17 protein-coding genes, 1 tRNA gene and 1 other RNA gene are annotated in these 19,463 nt (G+C 64.5%); 12 read left to right on the forward strand and 7 right to left on the reverse strand.

Going from position 1 to position 19,463, the window contains the following annotated elements; all coding sequences use genetic code 11:
• Position 1 precedes the first annotated feature (1 nt).
• From ACSBM8_RS08340 to ACSBM8_RS08360, 5 genes are all read left to right on the forward strand, one after another.
• Complete coding sequence (locus ACSBM8_RS08340) at positions 2-715, forward strand: N-acetylmuramoyl-L-alanine amidase (protein ID WP_442681163.1); 714 nt, start codon at positions 2-4, stop codon at positions 713-715.
• A 32-nt stretch (positions 716-747) separates the two neighbouring features.
• Positions 748-1,134, forward strand: an RNA gene (rnpB, locus tag ACSBM8_RS08345) — RNase P RNA component class A.
• 49 nt (positions 1,135-1,183) lie between these two features.
• Positions 1,184-3,136, forward strand: a complete 1,953-nt coding sequence (locus ACSBM8_RS08350; protein ID WP_442681164.1) for a hypothetical protein — start codon at positions 1,184-1,186, stop codon at positions 3,134-3,136.
• 36 nt (positions 3,137-3,172) lie between these two features.
• Entirely contained in the window at positions 3,173-3,700 is a 528-nt protein-coding gene (locus ACSBM8_RS08355; protein ID WP_442681165.1) for a J domain-containing protein, read from the forward strand.
• Positions 3,697-4,023 (forward strand): hypothetical protein, encoded by a 327-nt coding sequence (locus tag ACSBM8_RS08360; protein ID WP_442681166.1) that lies wholly within the window; start codon positions 3,697-3,699, stop codon positions 4,021-4,023. The genes ACSBM8_RS08355 and ACSBM8_RS08360 overlap by 4 nt, the downstream gene beginning before the upstream one ends.
• A 305-nt stretch (positions 4,024-4,328) precedes the next feature.
• Here the strand turns inward: ACSBM8_RS08360 and ACSBM8_RS08365 are convergent, their stop codons facing one another.
• The gene (locus ACSBM8_RS08365) at positions 4,329-4,733 is read right to left on the reverse strand and encodes a SufE family protein (protein WP_442681167.1); all 405 of its coding nucleotides are present in this window, start codon (positions 4,731-4,733) and stop codon (positions 4,329-4,331) included.
• A gap of 78 nt (positions 4,734-4,811) precedes the next feature.
• On the opposite strand from ACSBM8_RS08365, the gene ACSBM8_RS08370 reads away from it, so the two are divergent.
• A tRNA-Leu gene (locus ACSBM8_RS08370) sits at positions 4,812-4,896 on the forward strand.
• A 73-nt stretch (positions 4,897-4,969) separates the two neighbouring features.
• On the opposite strand, the gene ACSBM8_RS08375 is transcribed toward ACSBM8_RS08370, so the two are convergent.
• The gene (locus ACSBM8_RS08375) at positions 4,970-5,350 is read right to left on the reverse strand and encodes a hypothetical protein (RefSeq protein ID WP_442681168.1); all 381 of its coding nucleotides are present in this window, start codon (positions 5,348-5,350) and stop codon (positions 4,970-4,972) included.
• 181 nt (positions 5,351-5,531) lie between these two features.
• Here ACSBM8_RS08375 and ACSBM8_RS08380 point away from each other — a divergent pair, with 181 nt between their 5' ends.
• The 3 genes from ACSBM8_RS08380 to ACSBM8_RS08390 all read left to right on the forward strand — a co-directional run bounded on the left by ACSBM8_RS08380 (position 5,532) and on the right by ACSBM8_RS08390 (position 10,112).
• On the forward strand, positions 5,532-6,629 hold the full coding sequence (locus tag ACSBM8_RS08380; protein ID WP_442681169.1) for a sensor histidine kinase: 1,098 nt from the start codon (positions 5,532-5,534) through the stop codon (positions 6,627-6,629).
• A gap of 5 nt (positions 6,630-6,634) precedes the next feature.
• Complete coding sequence (locus ACSBM8_RS08385) at positions 6,635-7,435, forward strand: LytR/AlgR family response regulator transcription factor (protein WP_442681170.1); 801 nt, start codon at positions 6,635-6,637, stop codon at positions 7,433-7,435.
• Positions 7,436-7,514: 79 nt separating this feature from the next.
• Positions 7,515-10,112 (forward strand): GAF domain-containing protein, encoded by a 2,598-nt coding sequence (locus ACSBM8_RS08390; RefSeq protein ID WP_442681171.1) that lies wholly within the window; start codon positions 7,515-7,517, stop codon positions 10,110-10,112.
• Positions 10,113-10,349: 237 nt separating this feature from the next.
• Here ACSBM8_RS08390 and pstB read toward each other — a convergent pair whose 3' ends face one another.
• The 5 genes from pstB to ilvD all read right to left on the reverse strand — a co-directional run bounded on the left by pstB (position 10,350) and on the right by ilvD (position 15,991).
• Positions 10,350-11,156: a phosphate ABC transporter ATP-binding protein PstB gene (gene pstB / locus ACSBM8_RS08395; protein WP_442681533.1), complete on the reverse strand. Its 807-nt coding sequence runs from the start codon at positions 11,154-11,156 to the stop codon at positions 10,350-10,352.
• 14 nt (positions 11,157-11,170) lie between these two features.
• Positions 11,171-12,010, reverse strand: a complete 840-nt coding sequence (gene pstA / locus ACSBM8_RS08400; protein ID WP_442681172.1) for a phosphate ABC transporter permease PstA — start codon at positions 12,008-12,010, stop codon at positions 11,171-11,173.
• Positions 12,010-12,963 carry a phosphate ABC transporter permease subunit PstC gene (gene pstC, locus ACSBM8_RS08405; RefSeq protein WP_442681173.1) on the reverse strand — a complete coding sequence of 318 codons (954 nt, stop codon included), beginning with the start codon at positions 12,961-12,963 and terminating at the stop codon, positions 12,010-12,012. The genes pstA and pstC overlap by 1 nt, the downstream gene beginning before the upstream one ends.
• A 59-nt stretch (positions 12,964-13,022) precedes the next feature.
• Positions 13,023-14,057: a phosphate ABC transporter substrate-binding protein PstS gene (gene pstS, locus ACSBM8_RS08410; RefSeq protein WP_442681174.1), complete on the reverse strand. Its 1,035-nt coding sequence runs from the start codon at positions 14,055-14,057 to the stop codon at positions 13,023-13,025.
• A gap of 92 nt (positions 14,058-14,149) precedes the next feature.
• Complete coding sequence (gene ilvD / locus ACSBM8_RS08415; protein WP_442681175.1) at positions 14,150-15,991, reverse strand: dihydroxy-acid dehydratase; 1,842 nt, start codon at positions 15,989-15,991, stop codon at positions 14,150-14,152.
• Positions 15,992-16,089: 98 nt separating this feature from the next.
• On the opposite strand from ilvD, the gene ACSBM8_RS08420 reads away from it, so the two are divergent.
• From ACSBM8_RS08420 to ACSBM8_RS08430, 3 genes are all read left to right on the forward strand, one after another.
• Complete coding sequence (locus ACSBM8_RS08420; RefSeq protein ID WP_442681176.1) at positions 16,090-16,965, forward strand: glyoxalase; 876 nt, start codon at positions 16,090-16,092, stop codon at positions 16,963-16,965.
• A gap of 69 nt (positions 16,966-17,034) precedes the next feature.
• Positions 17,035-18,111, forward strand: a complete 1,077-nt coding sequence (locus ACSBM8_RS08425) for an FUSC family protein (RefSeq protein WP_442681177.1) — start codon at positions 17,035-17,037, stop codon at positions 18,109-18,111.
• A gap of 89 nt (positions 18,112-18,200) precedes the next feature.
• Positions 18,201-19,460 (forward strand): DUF763 domain-containing protein, encoded by a 1,260-nt coding sequence (locus tag ACSBM8_RS08430; protein ID WP_442681178.1) that lies wholly within the window; start codon positions 18,201-18,203, stop codon positions 19,458-19,460.
• The last annotated feature ends 3 nt before the right edge of the window (positions 19,461-19,463 follow it).

A 19,463-nucleotide genomic window follows, 5' to 3' on the forward strand; every position in this document is an offset into this window, starting at 1 on the left:
AATGATTGACGGCATCATCGAGCGCCCTTCGCCCAATTTCGATGCGCGCAAATTGCCCATCACGCTGCTGGTGCTCCATTATACCGGCATGACGGATGCGGCATCGGCGATCGATCGGCTGACCGATCCTGCCGCCAAGGTTTCGAGCCACTATCTGATCACCGAGGATGGCGCGATCGTCCGCCTCGTCGATGAGGATAAGCGCGCCTGGCACGCCGGTAACGCGCATTGGCGGGGGATCGATGATGTGAATTCGGCGTCGATCGGCATCGAGCTGGTCAATCCCGGCCACGAGCATGGCTATCGCCCTTTTGCGGAGCCGCAGATGCAGGCGCTGCTGCCGCTGATGGCGGATATTGTCGGCCGCCATGGCATCACACGCGGGAATATCGTCGGTCATTCGGACGTCGCGCCGGCGCGCAAGGACGATCCCGGCGAGTTGTTCGACTGGGAACGGCTCGCCAAGGTGCGGCTGGCTCTGCCGCGCCCGCACCGCCATCTCACCGATCCGCTGTGGAGCGACGCCAGCTTCCTGCTCGCGCTTGAGCGCTTCGGCTATCAGGTGGTCGACGCCAAGGCCGCCGTGCGCGCCTTCCAGCGCCGGTTTCGCCCGGCCAATGTCGACGGGATCATCGATGGCGAATGTCGCGCCATGCTGCTGTCGCTGCTGACCGGCGGCGATAAAGGCGCCGAGGCGCGGCAGGCGCGGGGCTGACTTAGCCGTTTCGGCCTGCTAGGCGGGCCGCGCCAGAGGGCCGGGCGGCCGCCGGTGCAGCGATGCACGGGAGGAAAGTCCGGGCTCCGCAGAGTGAAGGTGCCGGGTAACGCCCGGCGGGGCGCGGGGAGACCTGCGCTTTAGGGACAGTGCAACAGAAAGCAGACCGCTCGGTTGGCCCACAAGGCTCCGAGTTAGGGCGAAAGGGTGCGGTAAGAGCGCACCGCGCTTCCGGTAACGGCGGCGGCACGGCAAACCCCACCTGGAGCAAGACCGAGTAGGGACGGCATATGGGGTGACTCGCCCCCGTCGTCCGGGTTGGTTGCTTGAGGCGGCGCGCAAGCGTCGCCCTAGAGGAATGGTCGCCCATCCGGCTTTACGCCGGTGGACAGAACCCGGCTTACAGGCCCTCTGGCATATTCACACAACCCATGCGATCTTCCTCTATCTCAGGGGGATTATTCAACGATGTTCGCAGTTTGGCTTCTCGCACAGGCTGCTTCGGCAGCGGCTGCGCCGGCTGTTGCGCCGACGGCGTTGCAGGGGCAGTTCGAGCAGGCGACCGCGGCGCTCGAAGCGGAGAAGTGGGAGGAGGCTGCCACCGCATTCCGCGGAATCGCTAACCGCCCGCATGCCAGCGCGCGGACACGTGGCATTGCCACGATGCGCATGGGCTCGGCGCTGCTTAACCTTGGCCGCGAGGAGGAGGCGGAAAGGGCGCTGCGAGAAGGGGTGCAGATGGTGGGCACCGCCGATCCTGCGCTCAACGACGATCGGATCGTTGCGTATCTCGCGCTGGGCGGGATGGAAAAACGTAATTTTGACTATGTCGCCGCGCGACGTGATTTTGGGGCCGTGCTGGCGCTTGCCGGAGACAGCATGGCAAAAATCCGCGCCTTGGTTGCGCTGATCAGCGTGACGATGTTCAACGATAATGCCGCGGCCCTTGGCTACGCGAATGACATGATGGCGATTGCCGGAACGGCCAAAGTCTCGCCAACAGTCGATGCGACTTTGTACGATATGCGCGGACGCGTGCTGCTGAACCGCGGGGATTATAAGGGGGCGCTAGCTGACCTCGACGTCGCGCTGAAGGACCTCGGCGGCCTGACGACGCATACCGACCTCAACGATGTCATGGTACGCGCCGACCTTGCGCTCGCAAATTTTCTCGCCGGCAATCCCAGCAAGGCACGCGAATATTTCGAGATGACGGGCGAGGGCCGCTTGCCGGGAGGGCCGTTTGCGCTTGGTGCGAGCACCGATCTGCCCGTTTGCGGTGGGGACCTGCGGCCGGAAGACCGGGCCGTCGTCGAATTTGGCATCGGAACCGACGGCAATGTCAGCTATGCCAATCCGGTCTATGCCTCACGGTCCGGGCCGTTGGCACACAAATTGGCGGAGGCCGTGTCGGGCTGGTCGTGGAAGGCCGGTGACGTTGCCAAGATCCCCCCCTTCTATCGCTTGGCGACACGCGTGGAATTGCGCTGTTCGAACGCGGTCCAACGCCCTGCGGATATCGACCTGCTGATCCCACAGGTGACGACGTGGCTTGGCGGGCCCAACCGCTTCAACCTGGCGGTCCCGGCCACTCCCGCGCAACTGGCCAAGTTGCGCAGCGATGTTCTCGCGGCCGATGCAGAGGGGGACAAGCGTACATTGATCGGCGCGCTGGCGATGATCGCGGCGGCACCGACGACCGATCGTAGCGAAAGTCGTGATCGATATGCGCGAGCGGCATCGCTTGCCGCAGAGGTGAACGCGCCACCCGCGGTGATGGCGTACCTTACCCTGTCGTCGAGCCGAGCCAGCGGCGGTCCTGAGCCTGGCGGGAGGAATCGGTATCTGGCGACGGTGCGCAAGATGCTGACACAGCCTCAGATCGAGGCTGACGCCGAAACGGCGGGGGTGCTCCGGCTCATCCTCGGCTCGCCAATCCAGAGGGTCGGCTATGCGCCTGATGCCGAGGCACTCCTGCGCAAGGTGGCTGACGATACCCGTCTGGATGCACGAAGCCCGATCAGGGTCGGTGCATTGGTCCGTCTCTCGTCCTTGCAGGCGCAGCACGAACAACTCGACGCAGCCCGCGCTTCCTTCGCCAGAACCGGTCTGGACGCGAAACAATGCTCGCTCGTCGATGCCCAGCCGGTGGCGCAGAAGCTCGGTTTCGGTAACCAGCAATATCCTATGGAAATGCTGAGGATGGGCGTATCCGGCTGGACGCAGATCGAGCTGGATGTCCTCCCCAATGGCGAGACGACCAATCGACGGGCCGTCATATCCTATCCGCCGCTCATGTTCGGCGAGGGTACTGTCAAGGCGATGGCGAAAACGCGCTATACGCAAAGCTACCGCCCTGACGGCGGCTTGGGCTGCGGGGGTGCGATCATGCGCATCCGCTACGTCATTCCAAAGACCTAGGTGGTCTTTTAGTCGCGCGACCCTATGTAGCCCCCAATGGCACGTTCGACCCGATCCTCCGACTGGGGCTTTCCCCGCTGGCGCGGCTATGGCAGCGAGCGCGGTGCGACGAAGGTGCGGATGTGCGATCGGCACAATTGCGATCAACCGGGCGATTGTCCTGCGCCGAAATCGCCCAACAGCCCGGAACGGTGGTATTTCTGCACCGAACATGCCGGCGAATATAATCGCGGCTGGAATTATTTCGAAGGTCTGGATGCCGAAGAGGCGGTCGCGCGCGAGGCGTCCGAGCGGGGCGAGGGCTCCGCTTACACCGCCGCCTCGCACTATGCCTGGGGCGGACCGGGCGACGGCACCCGCTCGCGGGACGAGATGCGGGCGTTGTCCGTCCTGGAGCTGGATAGCGATGCCGACTTCGATGACGTCAAGGCGGCGTGGCGTCGACTCGCAAAGGCGAACCATCCCGACGCACGGCCGGGCGATGACGCGGCGGCGGAGCGCTTCCGCGCCGTCCAGGCGGCATGGGACGTGTTGCGTCAGGCCGAGGAAAGGCGCGTCGCATGATCCTGGGCGTGCGCGCGCAGTGGCGCGCGTCCATCCTGGTCTGCGCCAAGTGCGAGAAGAAGCTCGACAAGAAGGGCTTCGGCGAAGGCGGCAAGCAGCGCCTGTCGAAGCTGCTGCGCAAGCGCTTCGCCGGCGGGAAAGGGCGCAAGGCGGGCATCGGCGTGATGTCCGTCAAATGCCTCAAAGTCTGTCCTAAGCACGCCGTAACGGTCGTGGACGGATCTCGTCCGCGCGATTGGCTGATCGTGCAGGCCGGCACGCCGATCGAGCAGGTCGAGTCGCGTCTTGGCCTGACGGAAGCGATCGCCGTCGCGGCCGAGTGACGTCGTTCCAGTTTTAATGCCTGCCGCCGTCGGGCATCGCCGCACCTACACCGCCCGTGTCGCGCGTTATGGACCCAAGCCGTCGCTGGGGTGACGTCGTTCGCGGAAAGGGACCGCGCATCATCTGCCGTGACGGGGATATGCAGGGAGCGGACTGCGTATCAGTCGCCGTCATGCCAGCGTAGGCTGGCATCCACGGACCATCCTCACTCCCATGGCGCGCACGGCTCCTGCCTGCGCGTCCGCTAATATCGTCTCCTTCCCTCCCGCGGCCCCGGCCTCCGCCGGGGCGACGGATCGGCCTTTCAGACGTAGCGCGCCGCGGTCGCCCGGATCAGTGCGATCATGTTGGGAATGCCCTGGGTGCGGCTGGAACTGAGCTGGCGGGTCAGTTCGAACGGGGCCAAGGCGCCTTCGATGTCGGTCGCGACGATGTCCGCCGCGGTGCGGTCCTGGACCGTCAGCAGTACGAGCGCGATAATGCCCTTGGTGATCGCGGCGTTGCTGTCCGCCAGGAAATGCAGGCGATCGTCTTCGGCGCGGGTCGGATAGACCCAAACCGATGCGGAGCAGCCGCGCACCAGAGTGGCGTCGGTCTTCAGTGCATCGGGCATGGGTTCCAGCGCACGACCCAGTTCGATCAGCAGACGATACCGGTCATCCGCATCCAGAAAGGCATATTCTTCCAGCAATTCGTCGATCTTGGCCATGGCAGGCCGGCTAGCAGACGGATTTGCGCGGAGGAAGGCTGGACGAGGGGGCGCAGGCTGCGCTAACGGCGCTGCAACGCGGGTGTGGTGAAACTGGTAGACGCGCGGGACTCAAAATCCCGTTCCGCAAGGAGTGTCGGTTCGAGCCCGACCACCCGCACCATATTTCTCAAGCAAAAGGGCGGCGGATTGCTCCGCCGCCCCAAGCTTTGATCGGTCGACCGCTCAGGTCCTGCTCAGTCGCAATAGCGAACCCGCACATATTGGCCGACATAGCCATCCCAGCGCCAGTCGCTGCGGCAGACCGGGCCGCGCGCATAATAGCCGTCATAATAGACCGGCGGGGGTGGCGGGGGCGCATAATAAACCGGGCCGCCGCCATAATAGCTGGGCGCGTAATAACGCGGATGGTTGCTCGCGATCGCAGCGCCGGCAGCGAGGCCAAGAACGCCCGCGCCCAGGATCGCCGCGGTACGTCCGCCGCCATGATGACCATAATAACCGCGGCCATAATAACCAGGTCCGCCCCAGTAACGCGCCTCCGCCGGAGCGGCCGCGCCGATGGTCACGCCCATCAGCGCCAGGGCGGCAGCGGATGCAGTCAGAAGCTTACGCATACCCAATCTCCAATCCTGTCCGAGAGTAACCTCTCGTATCATCCCGATGCCACGATTCGTCTTAACCGGCCGGGAATCACATGTTTATCAAACGTTCACGGTGGCGGAAGGCTGCGCGATTCATCGCAAAACCGGTCGCAGTTGGCAGCGGGCCCGTCGATCCTGTAGAGGCAGTCGCCTGATGCCGCGCACGCTGCTGAGACGAGCTCCTTTTTTCGAGGACAAGAACCGCGCCTTCTGGACGCTGCAGTCGGCCGGATGGGCCGGCTATTTCGTGCTGCGCTCGCTCAGCGGCATCGCCAATGCCATGGGCTGGCTGTTCATCGTGCCGACGGCGCTGACGACCGCAACCGGCTATTCGCTGACCTTGCTGATGTCCGCCGCCTATCGCCGCCTGTTCACCATGCGCCCGGCGGTCACTTGGGGCGGCTCGATCCTGATCCTGATGTTCTCCGCCGCTCTGTTCTCGTCGATCGAAACATGGGCGCATGCCACCTTCTACAGCACCGGCCCGATGCCGGCGGGCATCCAGTTCTTTTCCGCGATCCTGCTGGATTTCTCGCTGCTCGCGGCCTGGTCGGCGCTATATTACGGCATCAATTTCTACATCGTGGTGGAGGAACAGCGCGATCAGCTGCTGCGGCTGGGCAGCCAGGCCTCTTCGGCGCAGCTGGCCATGCTGCGCTACCAGCTCAACCCGCATTTCCTGTTCAACACGCTCAACTCGATCTCCACGCTGGTGCTGCTGAAACAGACCGAGCGCGCCAATGCCATGCTGTCACGGCTGGCGTCCTTCCTGCGCTATACTTTGGTCAGCGAACCGGAAGGGGAGGTTACGCTGGCGCAGGAGGTCGAGACGCTGAAACTGTATCTCGACATTGAGAAGATGCGGTTCGAGGAGCGGTTGCGCACCCGCTTCGATGTCGATCCCGCGGCCGCACATGCCAACATACCTTCGCTGCTGCTGCAGCCGCTGGTGGAGAATGCCATCAAATATGCGGTGACGCCGAAGGAGGATGGTGCCGACATTGCGGTTGCCGCGCGGCGCATCGGGAATCGCGTTCACATCACGGTCAGCGACACCGGCCCAGGGAGCGGCGCCAGCGCGAGCGACGGCGGGGCGGCAACAACCGTCTCGACCGGAGTCGGGCTGGTCAACACGAGGGATCGATTGGTCCAGGCTTATGGTAGCGAGCACAAGTTCGAGACCGAGGCCCGCACCGATGGGTTCACCGTGACGATCGAAATTCCGTACCAGTCGAACACGACGAGGATCTGAACTCCATGACCATCCGCACAATCTTGGTCGATGACGAGCCATTGGCCATCCAGGGGCTGGAGCTGCGGCTCGCACCGCATGAAGACGTCGAGATCATCGAAACCTGCACCAACGGGCGGGAAGCGATTCGCGCGATCAAGACCCACAAGCCCGACTTGGTGTTTCTGGACATCCAGATGCCCGGTTTCGACGGTTTCTCCGTCGTTCAGGGCCTGATGGAAGTCGAGCCGCCGCTATTCGTTTTCGTGACCGCTTATGTCGATCACGCGTTGCGCGGGTTTGAAGCGGGCGCGGTCGACTATCTGATGAAGCCGGTCGATACCGATCGCCTGGCCGATACGCTGGAGCGCGTACGCCAGCGCCTTTCCGAAAAGCGCGCGGCGGGTGAAGTCGCGCAATTGAAGGAAGTCATCGCCGAACATGCGCCGGACGCCGCCGAAGTGATGCCGGAAAGCGCCGACGCGCACGCCTCCAACCGCTATGAGAAGCTGATCAACATCAAGGATCGCGGACAGATTTTCCGCGTCGATGTCGATTCGATCGAGCGGATCGATGCCGCGGGCGATTATATGTGCATCTACACCGGCGATAATACGCTGATCCTGCGGGAGACAATGAAGGATCTGGAAAAGCGCCTCGATCCGCGCCGTTTCCAGCGCATCCACCGCTCGACCATCGTCAATCTCGATCTGGTGAAGCAGGTGAAGCCGCACACCAACGGTGAATGCTTCCTGGTGCTCGGCTCGGGCGCCCAGGTGAAAGTATCGCGCTCCTATCGTGATGTCGTGGCACGCTTCGTCCACTGACATTGGTGGGAACGGAAGTGCGCGTAGCGACTTGAGCAGCAGGAGGGCGCGCGAGGCCGTCTGGGAAATGGACGGATCGTTGCCTGATTTTCAATTTTCATCGGCTGCCCGCTGGAACGAGGCGGAACGGCTGGACGCCCTGATTCAGGCCGGCGTGCTCGACACGCCGCCTGAACAGGCGTTCGACGATATCGTGCTGCTGGTGAAGTCGATCTGCCAGACGCCGGTCGCGCTCGTCAGCCTCGTCGACGCCGATCGCCAATGGTTCAAGGCCAAAGTCGGTACCGATGTGTCGGAGACGCCGATCGAAACGTCGGTCTGCGCCCTCGCCATTCAGGGCAAGGGTTTGTTCGAGATACGCGACCTGGCGGCCGATCCCCGCACCGCGGACATGGCGCTGGTGCGCGACGATCCGCATATCCGCTTCTATGCCGGCGTGCCGCTCGTCACTGCGAAGGGACTGCCCTTGGGCAGTCTCTGCGCCATCGATGTCGAGCCGCGGCCCGAAGGATTGAATCACACCCAGCGGATCGCGCTGGAGGCGCTCGCCCGCCAGACCATCGCGCAGATCGAAATCAATGCCCTTTTCCGTCAGCGGGAGGTGTCGCTGTCCGCGTCCCAGGGGATCGGCACGTGGGACTGGGATTTGCGCCGCGATCGCGTCGTCGCCGACGAGCGGTTCGCACGTATCTATGGCGTCGATCCGGCGCGGGCGGCAGCGGGCGTTCCGATGGCCAACTTCCTCACGCGGGTTCATCCGGACGATTTGCCGCGGCTGCAGGACGAAATTGCCCACACGATCCAGACTGGCGATCCCTTCAACACGGAATATCGGCTGATCCGGGAGGATGGATCGTCCCAATGGCTGGTCGCGCAGGGCCGCCCCATGCTGGATATCGACGGCACCGCCACGCGGTTTCCGGGGGTGAGCTTCGATGTCACCGAACGCAAGAGCGCGGAGGCCCGCGCAAACGCGTTGCTCGAGCTCAGCGATCGGATCCGCGACATCGCCGATACGGCCGAGATCGCCTTCGTCGCCTCGGAAGTCCTGGCCAAGACGCTGGGGGTCAGCCGGGCCGGCTATGGTACGATCGATCCGGTCGCCGAGACGATCGAGATCGAACGCGACTGGAATGCGCCGGGTGTCCAGAGCCTCGCCGGCGTCCTCAAATTTCGCGACTATGGTTCCTATATCGAGACGCTGAAGCGTGGCGAAACCGTCGCCATCGCCGACGCCCGGCTGGATCCGCGAACGCGCGAAAACGCCGCTGCCCTGGAAGCGATCACGGCGCGTGCGTTCGTGAACATGCCGTTGACCGAGCAGGGCGGGTTCGTCGCCTTGGTCTATCTCAACAATGGGCAGCCGCGTCAGTGGAGCACAGCTGAACTCGGTTTCATGCGCGAAGTCGCCGAACGCGTGCGCAGCGCCACCGAACGACGGCGGGTCGAACAGGAGCTGGCCGATCTCAACGCGTCGCTGGAGGCGGAGGTCGAGCGCCGCGCCTCCGATCTGATGGCGATGGAGGAACAGCTCCGCCAAAGCCAGAAGATGGAAGCCGTGGGCCAGCTGACCGGCGGACTTGCCCATGACTTCAACAACATGTTGACGGGCATTTCCGGCGCGTTGGAAATGATCCAGATCCGCATCCAGCAAGGCCGGATCAGCGAGCTCGAACGCTACGCCACCGCTGCGCGCGGTGCGGCGAGCCGGGCCGCTGCCCTGACCCATCGCCTGCTCGCTTTCTCCCGCCGACAGACGCTGGATCCGCGTCCGACCGACGTCAATCGTCTGATCGCGGGCATGGAAGAGATGGCGCGCCGTACCGTCGGACCGGCTGTGCAGGTGGAGATCGTCCAGGCAGCAGGCCTGTGGAGCGCGCTGGTCGATCAGAACCAGCTGGAAAATGCGCTGCTCAACCTCGTGATCAACGCGCGCGATGCGATGCCCGATGGCGGCCGCATCACGATCGAGACCGCGAACAAATGGCTCGATCCCCGCGCGGCGCGCGAACGCGACCTGGCTGAGGGGCAATATCTGTCGCTCTGCGTCAGCGACACGGGCTACGGCATGACGCCGGATGTGCAGGCGCGCGCATTCGACCCGTTCTTCACCACCAAGCCGCTGGGCGAAGGCACGGGGCTGGGTCTTTCGATGATCTACGGCTTCGTGCGACAGTCCGGCGGCCAGGTGCGCGTCTATAGCGAAGTCGGGCAGGGCACGACGATGTGCCTGTATTTCCCGCGCTTCTATGGCGAGGCGGATCGCAACGAAGACGCGCATAGCAGCCAGGGCATGCCGCGCATGGAGGGCAACCAGACCGTGCTCGTAGTCGATGACGAGCCGACCATCCGGATGCTGGTCGGCGAGGTTCTGGAAGAGATGGGCTGCGCAACGATCGAGGCGGGCGATGGGGCGACCGCGCTTCAGCTGCTGCAATCGGATGCGCGGATCGACCTGCTGGTCACCGATATCGGGCTGCCCGGGCCGATGAACGGCCGTCAGGTCGCCGACGCCGCGCGGGCGCTGCGTCCCGATTTGGGTGTGCTGATCATCACCGGCTATGCCGAGAATGCGGTCGTCGGCAATGGTCCGCTGGAGCCCGGCATGGAATTGGTGACCAAGCCGTTCGCGATGGAAACGTTCGGGGCGCGCGTCCGCGACATGCTCGCCCGCTAAACCCGCGCGCTCAACCCCTGGGGGGACCTTGGGTCAGATCGTAATGACTTGGTTAGCACCCGTTCGTCTCGAGTTGCGATCGAGCCCTTCGACTGCCTGCGAGGCAGGCGCTCAGGACAGGCTTGTCGAGAGCGCGTATCGAGAGACCATCACCAATGCCTCGATACGCGCCCTCGATACGCCCTGCGGGCAACTCGGTCGCTACTCGGCACGAACGGATAAGTTTAAATGATCGCTCTAGCCGAAGCGGCCGGTCACATAATCGCGCGTGCGGCGGGAGCGGGGGTTGGAGAAAATCTCCGCCGTCGGGCCGAACTCGATCATCCGCCCCAGGAACATGAAGCCGGTATGGTCGGAAATGCGGCTGGCCTGCTGCAAATTGTGCGTCACGATCACGACCGTCACGTCCTTTTTCAATTCGACCAGCGTCTGTTCCAGCTTCGCCGTCGATACCGGATCGAGCGCGGAGGCGGGTTCGTCCAGCAACAGGATTTCCGGCTCGACCGCGATGCCGCGTGCGACGCACAGCCGTTGCTGCTGGCCGCCGGACAGGCCCAGCCCCGACGTGTGCAGCTTGTCCTTCACTTCGTCCCACAAGGCCGCGCGCGTCAGCGAGTTTTGGACGATCTGGTCCATCTCGACGCGGCTCTTCCGATGGTACAGGCGTACCCCGAAGGCGACATTGTCATAGATCGACATCGGAAACGGGGTCGGCTTCTGGAACACCATGCCGACTCGGGCGCGCAGCGCGGCCGGGTCGCCGCCCTTCAAGACGTCTTCCCCGTCGAGCAGGATCTCCCCTTCGGCCCGCTGCCCCGGATATAAAGCGTAGATGCGGTTCAGTGCGCGCAGCAATGTCGATTTGCCACAGCCGGACGGGCCGATGAGCGCGGTGATCTTGTTGCGTTCGATCGGCAGATCGACGCTGTGAAGCGCCTCGTTCGCGCCATAGAAGAATTGAAGATGCTTCGCTTCCAGCACGAGCCCGCCGGTCGGGCGGGTCATGAACTGCTCTTCGCCCGCGGAACTGCTCGGCGGCGACATCACGGCGGTATCGATCATGATCGGTGCGTCTCCCGGGCAAGCACGCGCCCGACGATATTGATGAACAGGACGGCCATCGTGATCAGCAGCGCGCCGACCCATGCCAGCCGCGTCCAATCCTCCTGGGCCGAAAGCGCAAACTGGAAGATCGTGGTGGGGAGGCTGGCCATCGGCTGGGTCGGATTGGCATTGTAGAATTGATTGCCGAGCGAGGTGAACAGCAGCGGCGCGGTTTCGCCGGAGATGCGGGCGAAACCGAGCAGGCCGGCGGTGAGCAAGCCGGAGCGGGCCGCTTTCCAGATGATCCTGCGGATCACGAAGGCCCGGCTCGCGCCCAGCGCCATGCCGGCCTCGCGCAGCGCGCCGGGCTGCAGAGTCAGGATATCCTCGGTCGTCCGTACCACGATCGGCGTCGCCAGGAAGGCGAGCGCCACGCCGCCGGCAAAACCGGAAAAGCCGTGGAAGGGTGCGACCAAAAGTTCATAGACGAACAGGCCGATCAGGATCGATGGCGCCGAAATCAGCACGTCGTTCAGGAAGCGCACGACGGCGCCATAGCGCGTTCCGGCCCCATATTCGGCCAGCCAGGTTCCGGCGAGGATGCCGATGATCAGCGCGAAGAACATGCCGATCGCGCACATGATGAGCGATCCGACGATAGCATTGCGCAATCCACCCGGCGAGCCGGGGGCGGGCTGATCCTGCGTGAAGATCATGAGGTCGATCCCCCCCAAGCCTTTGCTCAGCAAGGTCCACAGGATCATGATCAGCACGCCCAGCGCCAGCGCGGTCGCGATGCCGCACAGGACGACGAAGATGCCATTGAAGGCGCGGCGGCGGGCGGCCCGGCTCATCAGATTTTTGCCTCGCGCAGCAGCAGGCGGGCGACCGCCAGCACGATGAAGGTGATGACGAACAGCACGAAGCCCAGCGCGATCAGGGCCGATGTGTGCATGTCGCCGGTTGCCTCGGCAAATTCGTTGGCGACGGTCGACGCGATCGTCGACCCGCTATCGAACAATCCTTTGGGGAAGCCATGGGCATTGCCGATGATGAAGGTCACCGCCATCGTCTCGCCGAGCGCTCGGCCCAGGCCGAGCATGATGACGCCGATCATGCCGCGGCGGACATAGGGGATGACCACGGCCTTGATCACTTCGAACGGCGTGCAGCCCAGCCCATAGGCGGCTTCGCGCACCTGCGGCGGCACGGTCAGGAACAGCTCGCGGAACACCGCCGCCATATAAGGCAGGATCATGATCGCCAGGATCAGGGAGGCGGTGAAGATGTTGGCGCCGTTGGGCGTGCCACCGAAGTGGCGTGCGACCCAACCATCTGGATCGGCATGCATCGCGATCGGCATCTGGACGTGCGCCGCAAACCAGGGCGCAAGTACGAACAGGCCCCACATGCCGTAGACGATCGAGGGAATCCCGGCGAGCAGCTCGACCGCGATCGCGATCGGCTGGGACAGGCGCGGCGGGCAGAATTCGACGAGGAAAACCGACACGCCCAGCGCAAGAGGCAGCGCAATCAGCAGCGACAGGAAGGCGGTGATGAGCGTGCCCACGATCGGGCCGGCGGCACCATAGACCTCCGTCACCGGGTTCCAGGTCGTCGACGTCAGGAAGCTCAGCCCGAATTCGCGGAAGGCGGGCAGGCCGCCGATGAACAGGCTGACGACCACCCCCGCCAGCGCCGCCAGCAGGACGGTCGCCGCGGTGGCGCAGGCATAACGGAAGATGAGCTCGCCCACGGCATGGCCGGGAGGCGCACCCTGGGGACTGGCGGTAGCGGTGCTGGCCATGCTGGACTCGTTAAGCGGGCGCCGTCGACCCCGGGGGGGCTAAGGCGTCCAGGAAGGTCTTACTTGGCGATATAGACCGGCTTGCCGCCGGACGTGACCGTGCGGGCCCACTGCTTCTTCAGCAAGCCCTTGATGTTGGCCGGCAGCGGCACATAATCGAGGCTGGCGGCCAGGCCGTCACCCTTGTTGTAGCCCCAATCGAAGAATTTCAGCACTTGCGCGCCCTTCGCGGCGTCCGTCTGATTGCGGTAGACCAGGATGAACGTCGCGCCGGTGATCGGCCAGGCGCCTTGGCCCGGCTGGTCGAGCAACAGGATGTAATTGCCCGGCGAACGCAGCCACGGCGCGCTGGCGGCGGCAGCGGAGAAAGCCGGCGCTGCGGGCGCGACGAACTTGCCGGCCTTGTTCTGTATCAGCGCGTAGCTGGAGTGGTTCTGCTTGGCATAGGCATATTCGACATAGCCGATCGCGCCGTTCGTCTGCTTCACGAACGCCGCGACCCCGTCATTGCCCTTGCCGCCCAGGCCGGTCGGCCATTGGACCGAGTCGCTCGCGCCGACCTGCGATGCCCAGGCCGGGTTCTTCATCGCCAGGTAGGAGGTGAACAGGAAGCTGGTGCCCGATCCGTCCGAGCGATGGACGACCGTGATCGGCAAGTTGGGCAGGGGCACGCCCTTGTTGAGCGCGGCGATCTGCGGCGCGTTCCAGCGCGTCACCTTGCCCAGGAAGATATCGCCGAGCAGCGCGCCGGACAGCTTGATCTGGCCGGGGCGGATGCCGGGCAGGTTCATGACCGGCACGACGCCGCCGATGACGGTCGGAAACTGATAGAGGCCTGCAGCCGCGAGCTCGGCCGGCTTCAACGGCTTGTCCGATGCACCGAAATCGACCGTCTTGGCCTTGATCTGCTTGATGCCGCCGCCCGATCCGATCGGCTGATAGTTCAGGCCGACGCCGGTCTGCGCCCGATAGACTTCGGCCCACTTCGCGTAGACCGGCGCGGGGAAGGTCGCACCGGCACCTGAAATATCCGCGGCAGCCGCGGTGGAAGCGATGGCGAGCCCGCCAATCGACGCGACGAACGTCTTGAACATCAGAGTCCCCTGGAAAAAAGGGCGGTATTAGCCGCTCTCGCCGCCTTTATGGAGGTTTCGTGACGCTTCTGTGACACGGCCCCGGACTGAGCCTATTCCGGAAGGACCCGAACCGCGCCCCGCGACGCATTGCCCGCGAACAGAGCATAGGCCTGCAAGGCCTTGGAAACATTGCGCTTTCGCCCAAAGGGCTTCCACGCTTTGGCGCCCCGATCCTCCATGGCCGCGTGGCGTGCGGCCAGCGTCGCATCGTCCACCAGCAGGCTGATCTTGCGGTTGGGGATATCGATCTCGATCAAATCGCCATGCTCGACCAGCGCGATCAGCCCGCCTTCCGCCGCTTCGGGCGAGACATGGCCGATCGACAGGCCCGACGAGCCGCCGGAGAAGCGCCCATCGGTCAGCAAGGCGCAGGCTTTGCCCAGCCCCTTCGATTTCAGGTACGAGGTCGGGTAGAGCATTTCCTGCATGCCCGGGCCGCCGCGCGGGCCCTCGTAGCGGATGACGACGACATCGCCTTCTTTCACCTGGTTGCCCAGGATGCCGACGACGGCCGCGTCCTGGCTTTCGAAGACGATGGCCCGACCGGTGAAGGTCAGAATGCTGTCATCGACACTGGCGGTTTTGACGATGCAGCCTTCCGGCGCCAGATTTCCGAACAGCACGGCGAGGCCGCCATCTTGGCTGAAGGCATTGGCCTGCGATCGGATCACACCATTCTCGCGGTCGAGATCCAGATCGTCCCAGCGACGTGACTGGCTGAAGGCGGTCTGCGTCGGCACGCCGCCCGGCGCCGCACGATAGAAAGTGCGGACCGCGTCGCTGTTCGTGCGGGCCACGTCCCACCGACCGAGCCCTTCGCCCAGCGTCGAGGAATGGACGGTCGGCTGTTCGACATCCAGCAATTGCGCCCGGTCCAGCTCGCCCAGGATCGCCATGATCCCACCCGCACGGTGGACATCTTCCATGTGAACGTCGGAGGTTGCGGGCGCGACCTTGCACAGGACGGGAACGCGCCGCGACAAGCGATCGATGTCCGCCATCGTGAAATCGACCTCCGCCTCGTGCGCCGCGGCGAGCAGATGCAGCACCGTGTTGGTCGATCCGCCCATCGCGATGTCCAGGCTCATCGCATTTTCGAACGCGGCGAAGGTGGCGATATTGCGGGGCAGAGCAGTGGCGTCGTCCTGCTCGTACCAGCGCTTGGCGAGATCGACGATCACATGCCCGGCCTCGCGAAACAGACGCTCGCGATCGCTATGCGTGGCCAGCGCCGATCCATTGCCGGGCAGCGACAGCCCCAGCGCCTCGGTCAGGCAGTTCATCGAATTGGCGGTGAACATGCCGGAGCAGCTGCCGCAGGTGGGGCAGGCCTGACGTTCGATCGCGTCCACTTCCTCATCGGTGAAGCTTTCGTCGGCCGCGGCGACCATCGCATCGACCAGATCGAGCGCGACCTCCTTGCCCTTCAGCACCACCTTGCCGGCCTCCATCGGGCCACCCGAGACGAACACCGCCGGCACGTTGATGCGCAAGGCCGCCATCAGCATGCCCGGCGTGATCTTGTCGCAGTTAGAGATACACACCATCGCATCGGCGCAATGTGCATTGACCATATATTCGACGCTGTCGGCAATCAGCTCCCGGCTGGGCAGCGAATAGAGCATGCCATCATGTCCCATCGCGATGCCATCATCGACCGCGATCGTATTGAATTCCTTGGCAACGCCGCCCGCCGCCTCGATCTCGCGCGCGACCAACTGGCCCAGGTCCTTCAGGTGGACATGGCCCGGAACGAACTGCGTGAAGCTGTTGACCACCGCAATGATCGGCTTGCCGAAATCACTGTCCTTCATGCCGGTCGCGCGCCAAAGGCCGCGCGCGCCTGCCATGTTGCGGCCGTGGGTGGTGGTGCGAGAACGATATGCGGGCATGCAATTACCTATAGGGCCACGATAAGCGTGCGGCAACGAAGCGGCGCGTTGCTACAGATAGCATGCTGGAGCCAGCCCATGATTCTTGGAGCGCGCACATGAAAGCTATTCTCGGCATGGTCGCCGGTCTGTTCGCGCTGTTGCCGGTGGCGGCTGCGGCGAAGGATTATGCGGTCGGCCCGCAATATGATTCGACCCATGTCTATGTCGCGCCGGCGGACATCGACGCCTTCGTCGCGAGCTTCACCGCCACGTTTGGCGGCAGTGCGACCAAGCCCAACCTCGTTCAGGTCACGCCGACGCCCAGCAAAACCATCTCGCAACTGGCGCAGACCCCGGTCGGAACCTTGTCCGTCTTCGCCTTCCAGACACCGATCCCATATCCGTTCGGCGGGGAGAGGACGGGATATCTGGTCACCGATCTCGACGCTGCAGTCGCCGCGGCCAAGGCAGCGGGCGCAACGGTGCTGGTGGAGCCCTTTCCGGATCCGATCGGGCGCGATGCGTTGATCCAATGGCCGGGCGGGGTCGGCATGCAATTCTATTGGCATAATGTAGCGCCGCACTATCCGGCGCTGGCGACGATCCCCGAAAACCGTATCTACCTGACCCGGAGCGCGGCGGATGCCTTCATTCCGGCGTGGCTGCGCTTTTCGCATGGGCGGATCCTCTCGGATGATCCGGCCGCGTCGGGCGCCGCGGTCGGGCGCCCCGACGCCAAGCTTAGGTTGGTCCGCATCCAGTCGCTATATGGCGACATGGTCGTGGTAGCGGGGGACGGCGCCTGGCCATGGCCGTACGGGCGGGAGATCAGCGGCTATGGCGTGACCGATCTTGCCGCGACAATCGACAAAGCGAAAGCGGCCGGGGTGGTCACGCTCATTCCCGCCCATGATGTCGGTGGGCGGCAGGAAGCGATGCTGCAATTTCCCGGAGGTTTCATCGCTGCGGTCCACGGCCCGGCCGGGCGCTGACATGATGCGCTTCCGGCTTCACGATAGTGACGCACTATCATGGGGTTAGGCAATCAACTGAAGTTAAGATTGAAAGAAGATCGCACATGGATTGATGCGCGCCGCATCGATGAGTTTGAGTGCGTCGCGTCGGTGCTGCTTTCGATCCTATTCGCGCACCTGATCGGCGCCAGCAACGTCTCCTGGGCGGCCTTTTCAGGCTATATGGTGATGCGCGGTCATGCTGCGGAAAGCCTGCTGCGCGGCGTCCTGCGGATCATCGGTACCGCCGCCGGTGCAGCGCTCGGCCTGGCGTTGACGCCGCTAGCGCTTGGCAGTCTTGCTGTCACGGCGCTGCTGCTAGCTGTGGTTGGAGGTGCCACATTATATGCGGCGCTGACGGCAAAGCGTTCTTATGCATGGCTTTTCGTCGGTTTGACCTTCGTCATGATCCTGCTCGACAAGACGCAGCACCCGACGATTGCACTGGCCGCGTTCGCCCAGACCCGGCTGTTGGAAGTGGTCGCGGGCACGGTGGCCTGCGTGATCGTCAGCACACTTTCCACCGTCACGCTCCGCAGGATCTGGCCGGCTGATCGTGCCGCGCCGGCCAAACGGATCGGGTGGCATCCCCATGCGGTGCGCCATGCGTCGCAGGCTGGGGTGGCCTTGCTGATCCTGCCTATTATCGGCCTGCATTGGCAGCTGCCGTCGCTTGCCCAGGCGGCGGTCGCGATCATGGCGGCAATGCTCGTGCCTGTCAGCAGCATCGGCGCGAGCGGCTTCGTGCCGGTCAGCTACCGCTTGCTCAACCGCGTGATCGGGTGCCTCTGCGGCGCCGCGCTGGCGGCCATCGTGCTCTATATCGGCCAGGGCTCCGCGCCGATCCTGATCATCGGTACGATCGTGGGCGTCGCGGCGGGGCGGCATCTGGAAAATGGCAATGGCGGGTTGGCCTATGCCGGGACCCAGTTCGTGCTGGCGGTATTGGTGACGTTGGTACCGGATTCCTATCAGGATGCGCATATCGGCCCGGGGGTGGAAAGGCTGTTCGGTACGCTGATCGGCATGGCTCTGCTGGAACCCGTGCTCCTGCTCTGGCATCTCGTCGCGCCGGGCCAAAGGGAACAGGGCAAGCGGGCGCAACATGAAGCTGGCGGCGTCTGATCTTTATCCGCAGTTCCCTTTTCGTTCCAAGCCGATTATGATCTTTGCATGATCCTCGACCGACGTCTTTTCTCCTCCGGCGGCGCCTGATGCCGAAGCGGGCGGGAAGCGCGGATCTGCCTTTGCATGGTGGCCGGGTGCCGGCCTGGCTCGGCCAGCGCATGACCAAGCTGGGCGCGGTCGTCGCCCAGGCGATCATTCACGAATATGGGCGTGACGAATTCCTGCGTCGGCTTGCGCATCCCTTCTGGTTCCAGTCGTTCGGGGCGGTGATGGGGATGGACTGGCATTCGTCCGGCATCACCACCAGCGTCCTCGGCGCGCTGAAGCGGGGGTTGGCGCCGCTTTCCGGTGAGTTGGGGATTCACGTCTGCGGCGGGCGCGGTCGCCATTCGCGCCGCACGCCCGACGAACTCGCGGTCGTGGGCGATCGGGTCGGGATCGATGGCGCGGCCATGGCCAAGGCCAGCCGGCTGGTCGCCAAGGTGGACAGCGCCGCCGTGCAGGACGGATTCGACCTGTATCTCCACGGCTTCATTGTCTGCGACGACGGCAAATGGACGGTCGTGCAGCAGGGGATGAATGGCGATCGCCGCCAGGCACGCCGATATCATTGGCTGTCGGAGAGCATAGCGAGCTTCGTCGACGCGCCCCATGCCGCGATCGATGGCCGGCAGCAGGGCATGATCGTCAACCTGACCGATCGGCGCGCGGCAGCATCGCGTTCCGGCCAGCTCGATCTGTTGGCGACGCTCGGTCCCGAGCGCATCGCGCGCGAGTTTGCGGAAGTGTCACGCGCGGATGTGCCCCAGGCACCCACGGCGCAGGCCATGCTGCCCCACCTGGCATTGCCGGACCATCATGATGTTCGCGCAGACGATATCATCGTCCGCCGCCTGCACGGCAACCTCGCGGCGGCGGCGGAGCAGGGGCCCGCCGACTTTGCCGAGCTGCTGTTGGTGCCCGGCGTCGGCGCCCGTACCGTGCGCGCTTTGGCAATGGTGGCGGAGGTCGTCCATGGCGCGCCATGCCGCTTCAGCGATCCCGCGCGCTTCTCGCTCGCGCATGGCGGCAAGGATCGCCATCCTTATCCGGTTCCGATCAAGGTCTATGATCATACTATCGCCGTGATGCGGCGGGCGGTGGCGCAGGCGAAACTCGGGCATAGCGAGGAGCTGGCGGCGATCCAGCGCCTCGACGAACAAGCCCGTCGCCTGGAGCGGGACGCCCAAGGCCCCTCGGTGGAGGCGTTGATCGCGCAGGAACGGGCCGACAGCCATATCTATGGCGGCCGCAGCGTCTTCGGCATCGAGCCGTCGCGGATGATACCGCGCGCCCGCATGGGCTGACGT

This window comes from Sphingomonas sp. ASY06-1R (assembly GCF_052180265.1).
GTDB lineage: Bacteria > Pseudomonadota > Alphaproteobacteria > Sphingomonadales > Sphingomonadaceae > Sphingomonas_I.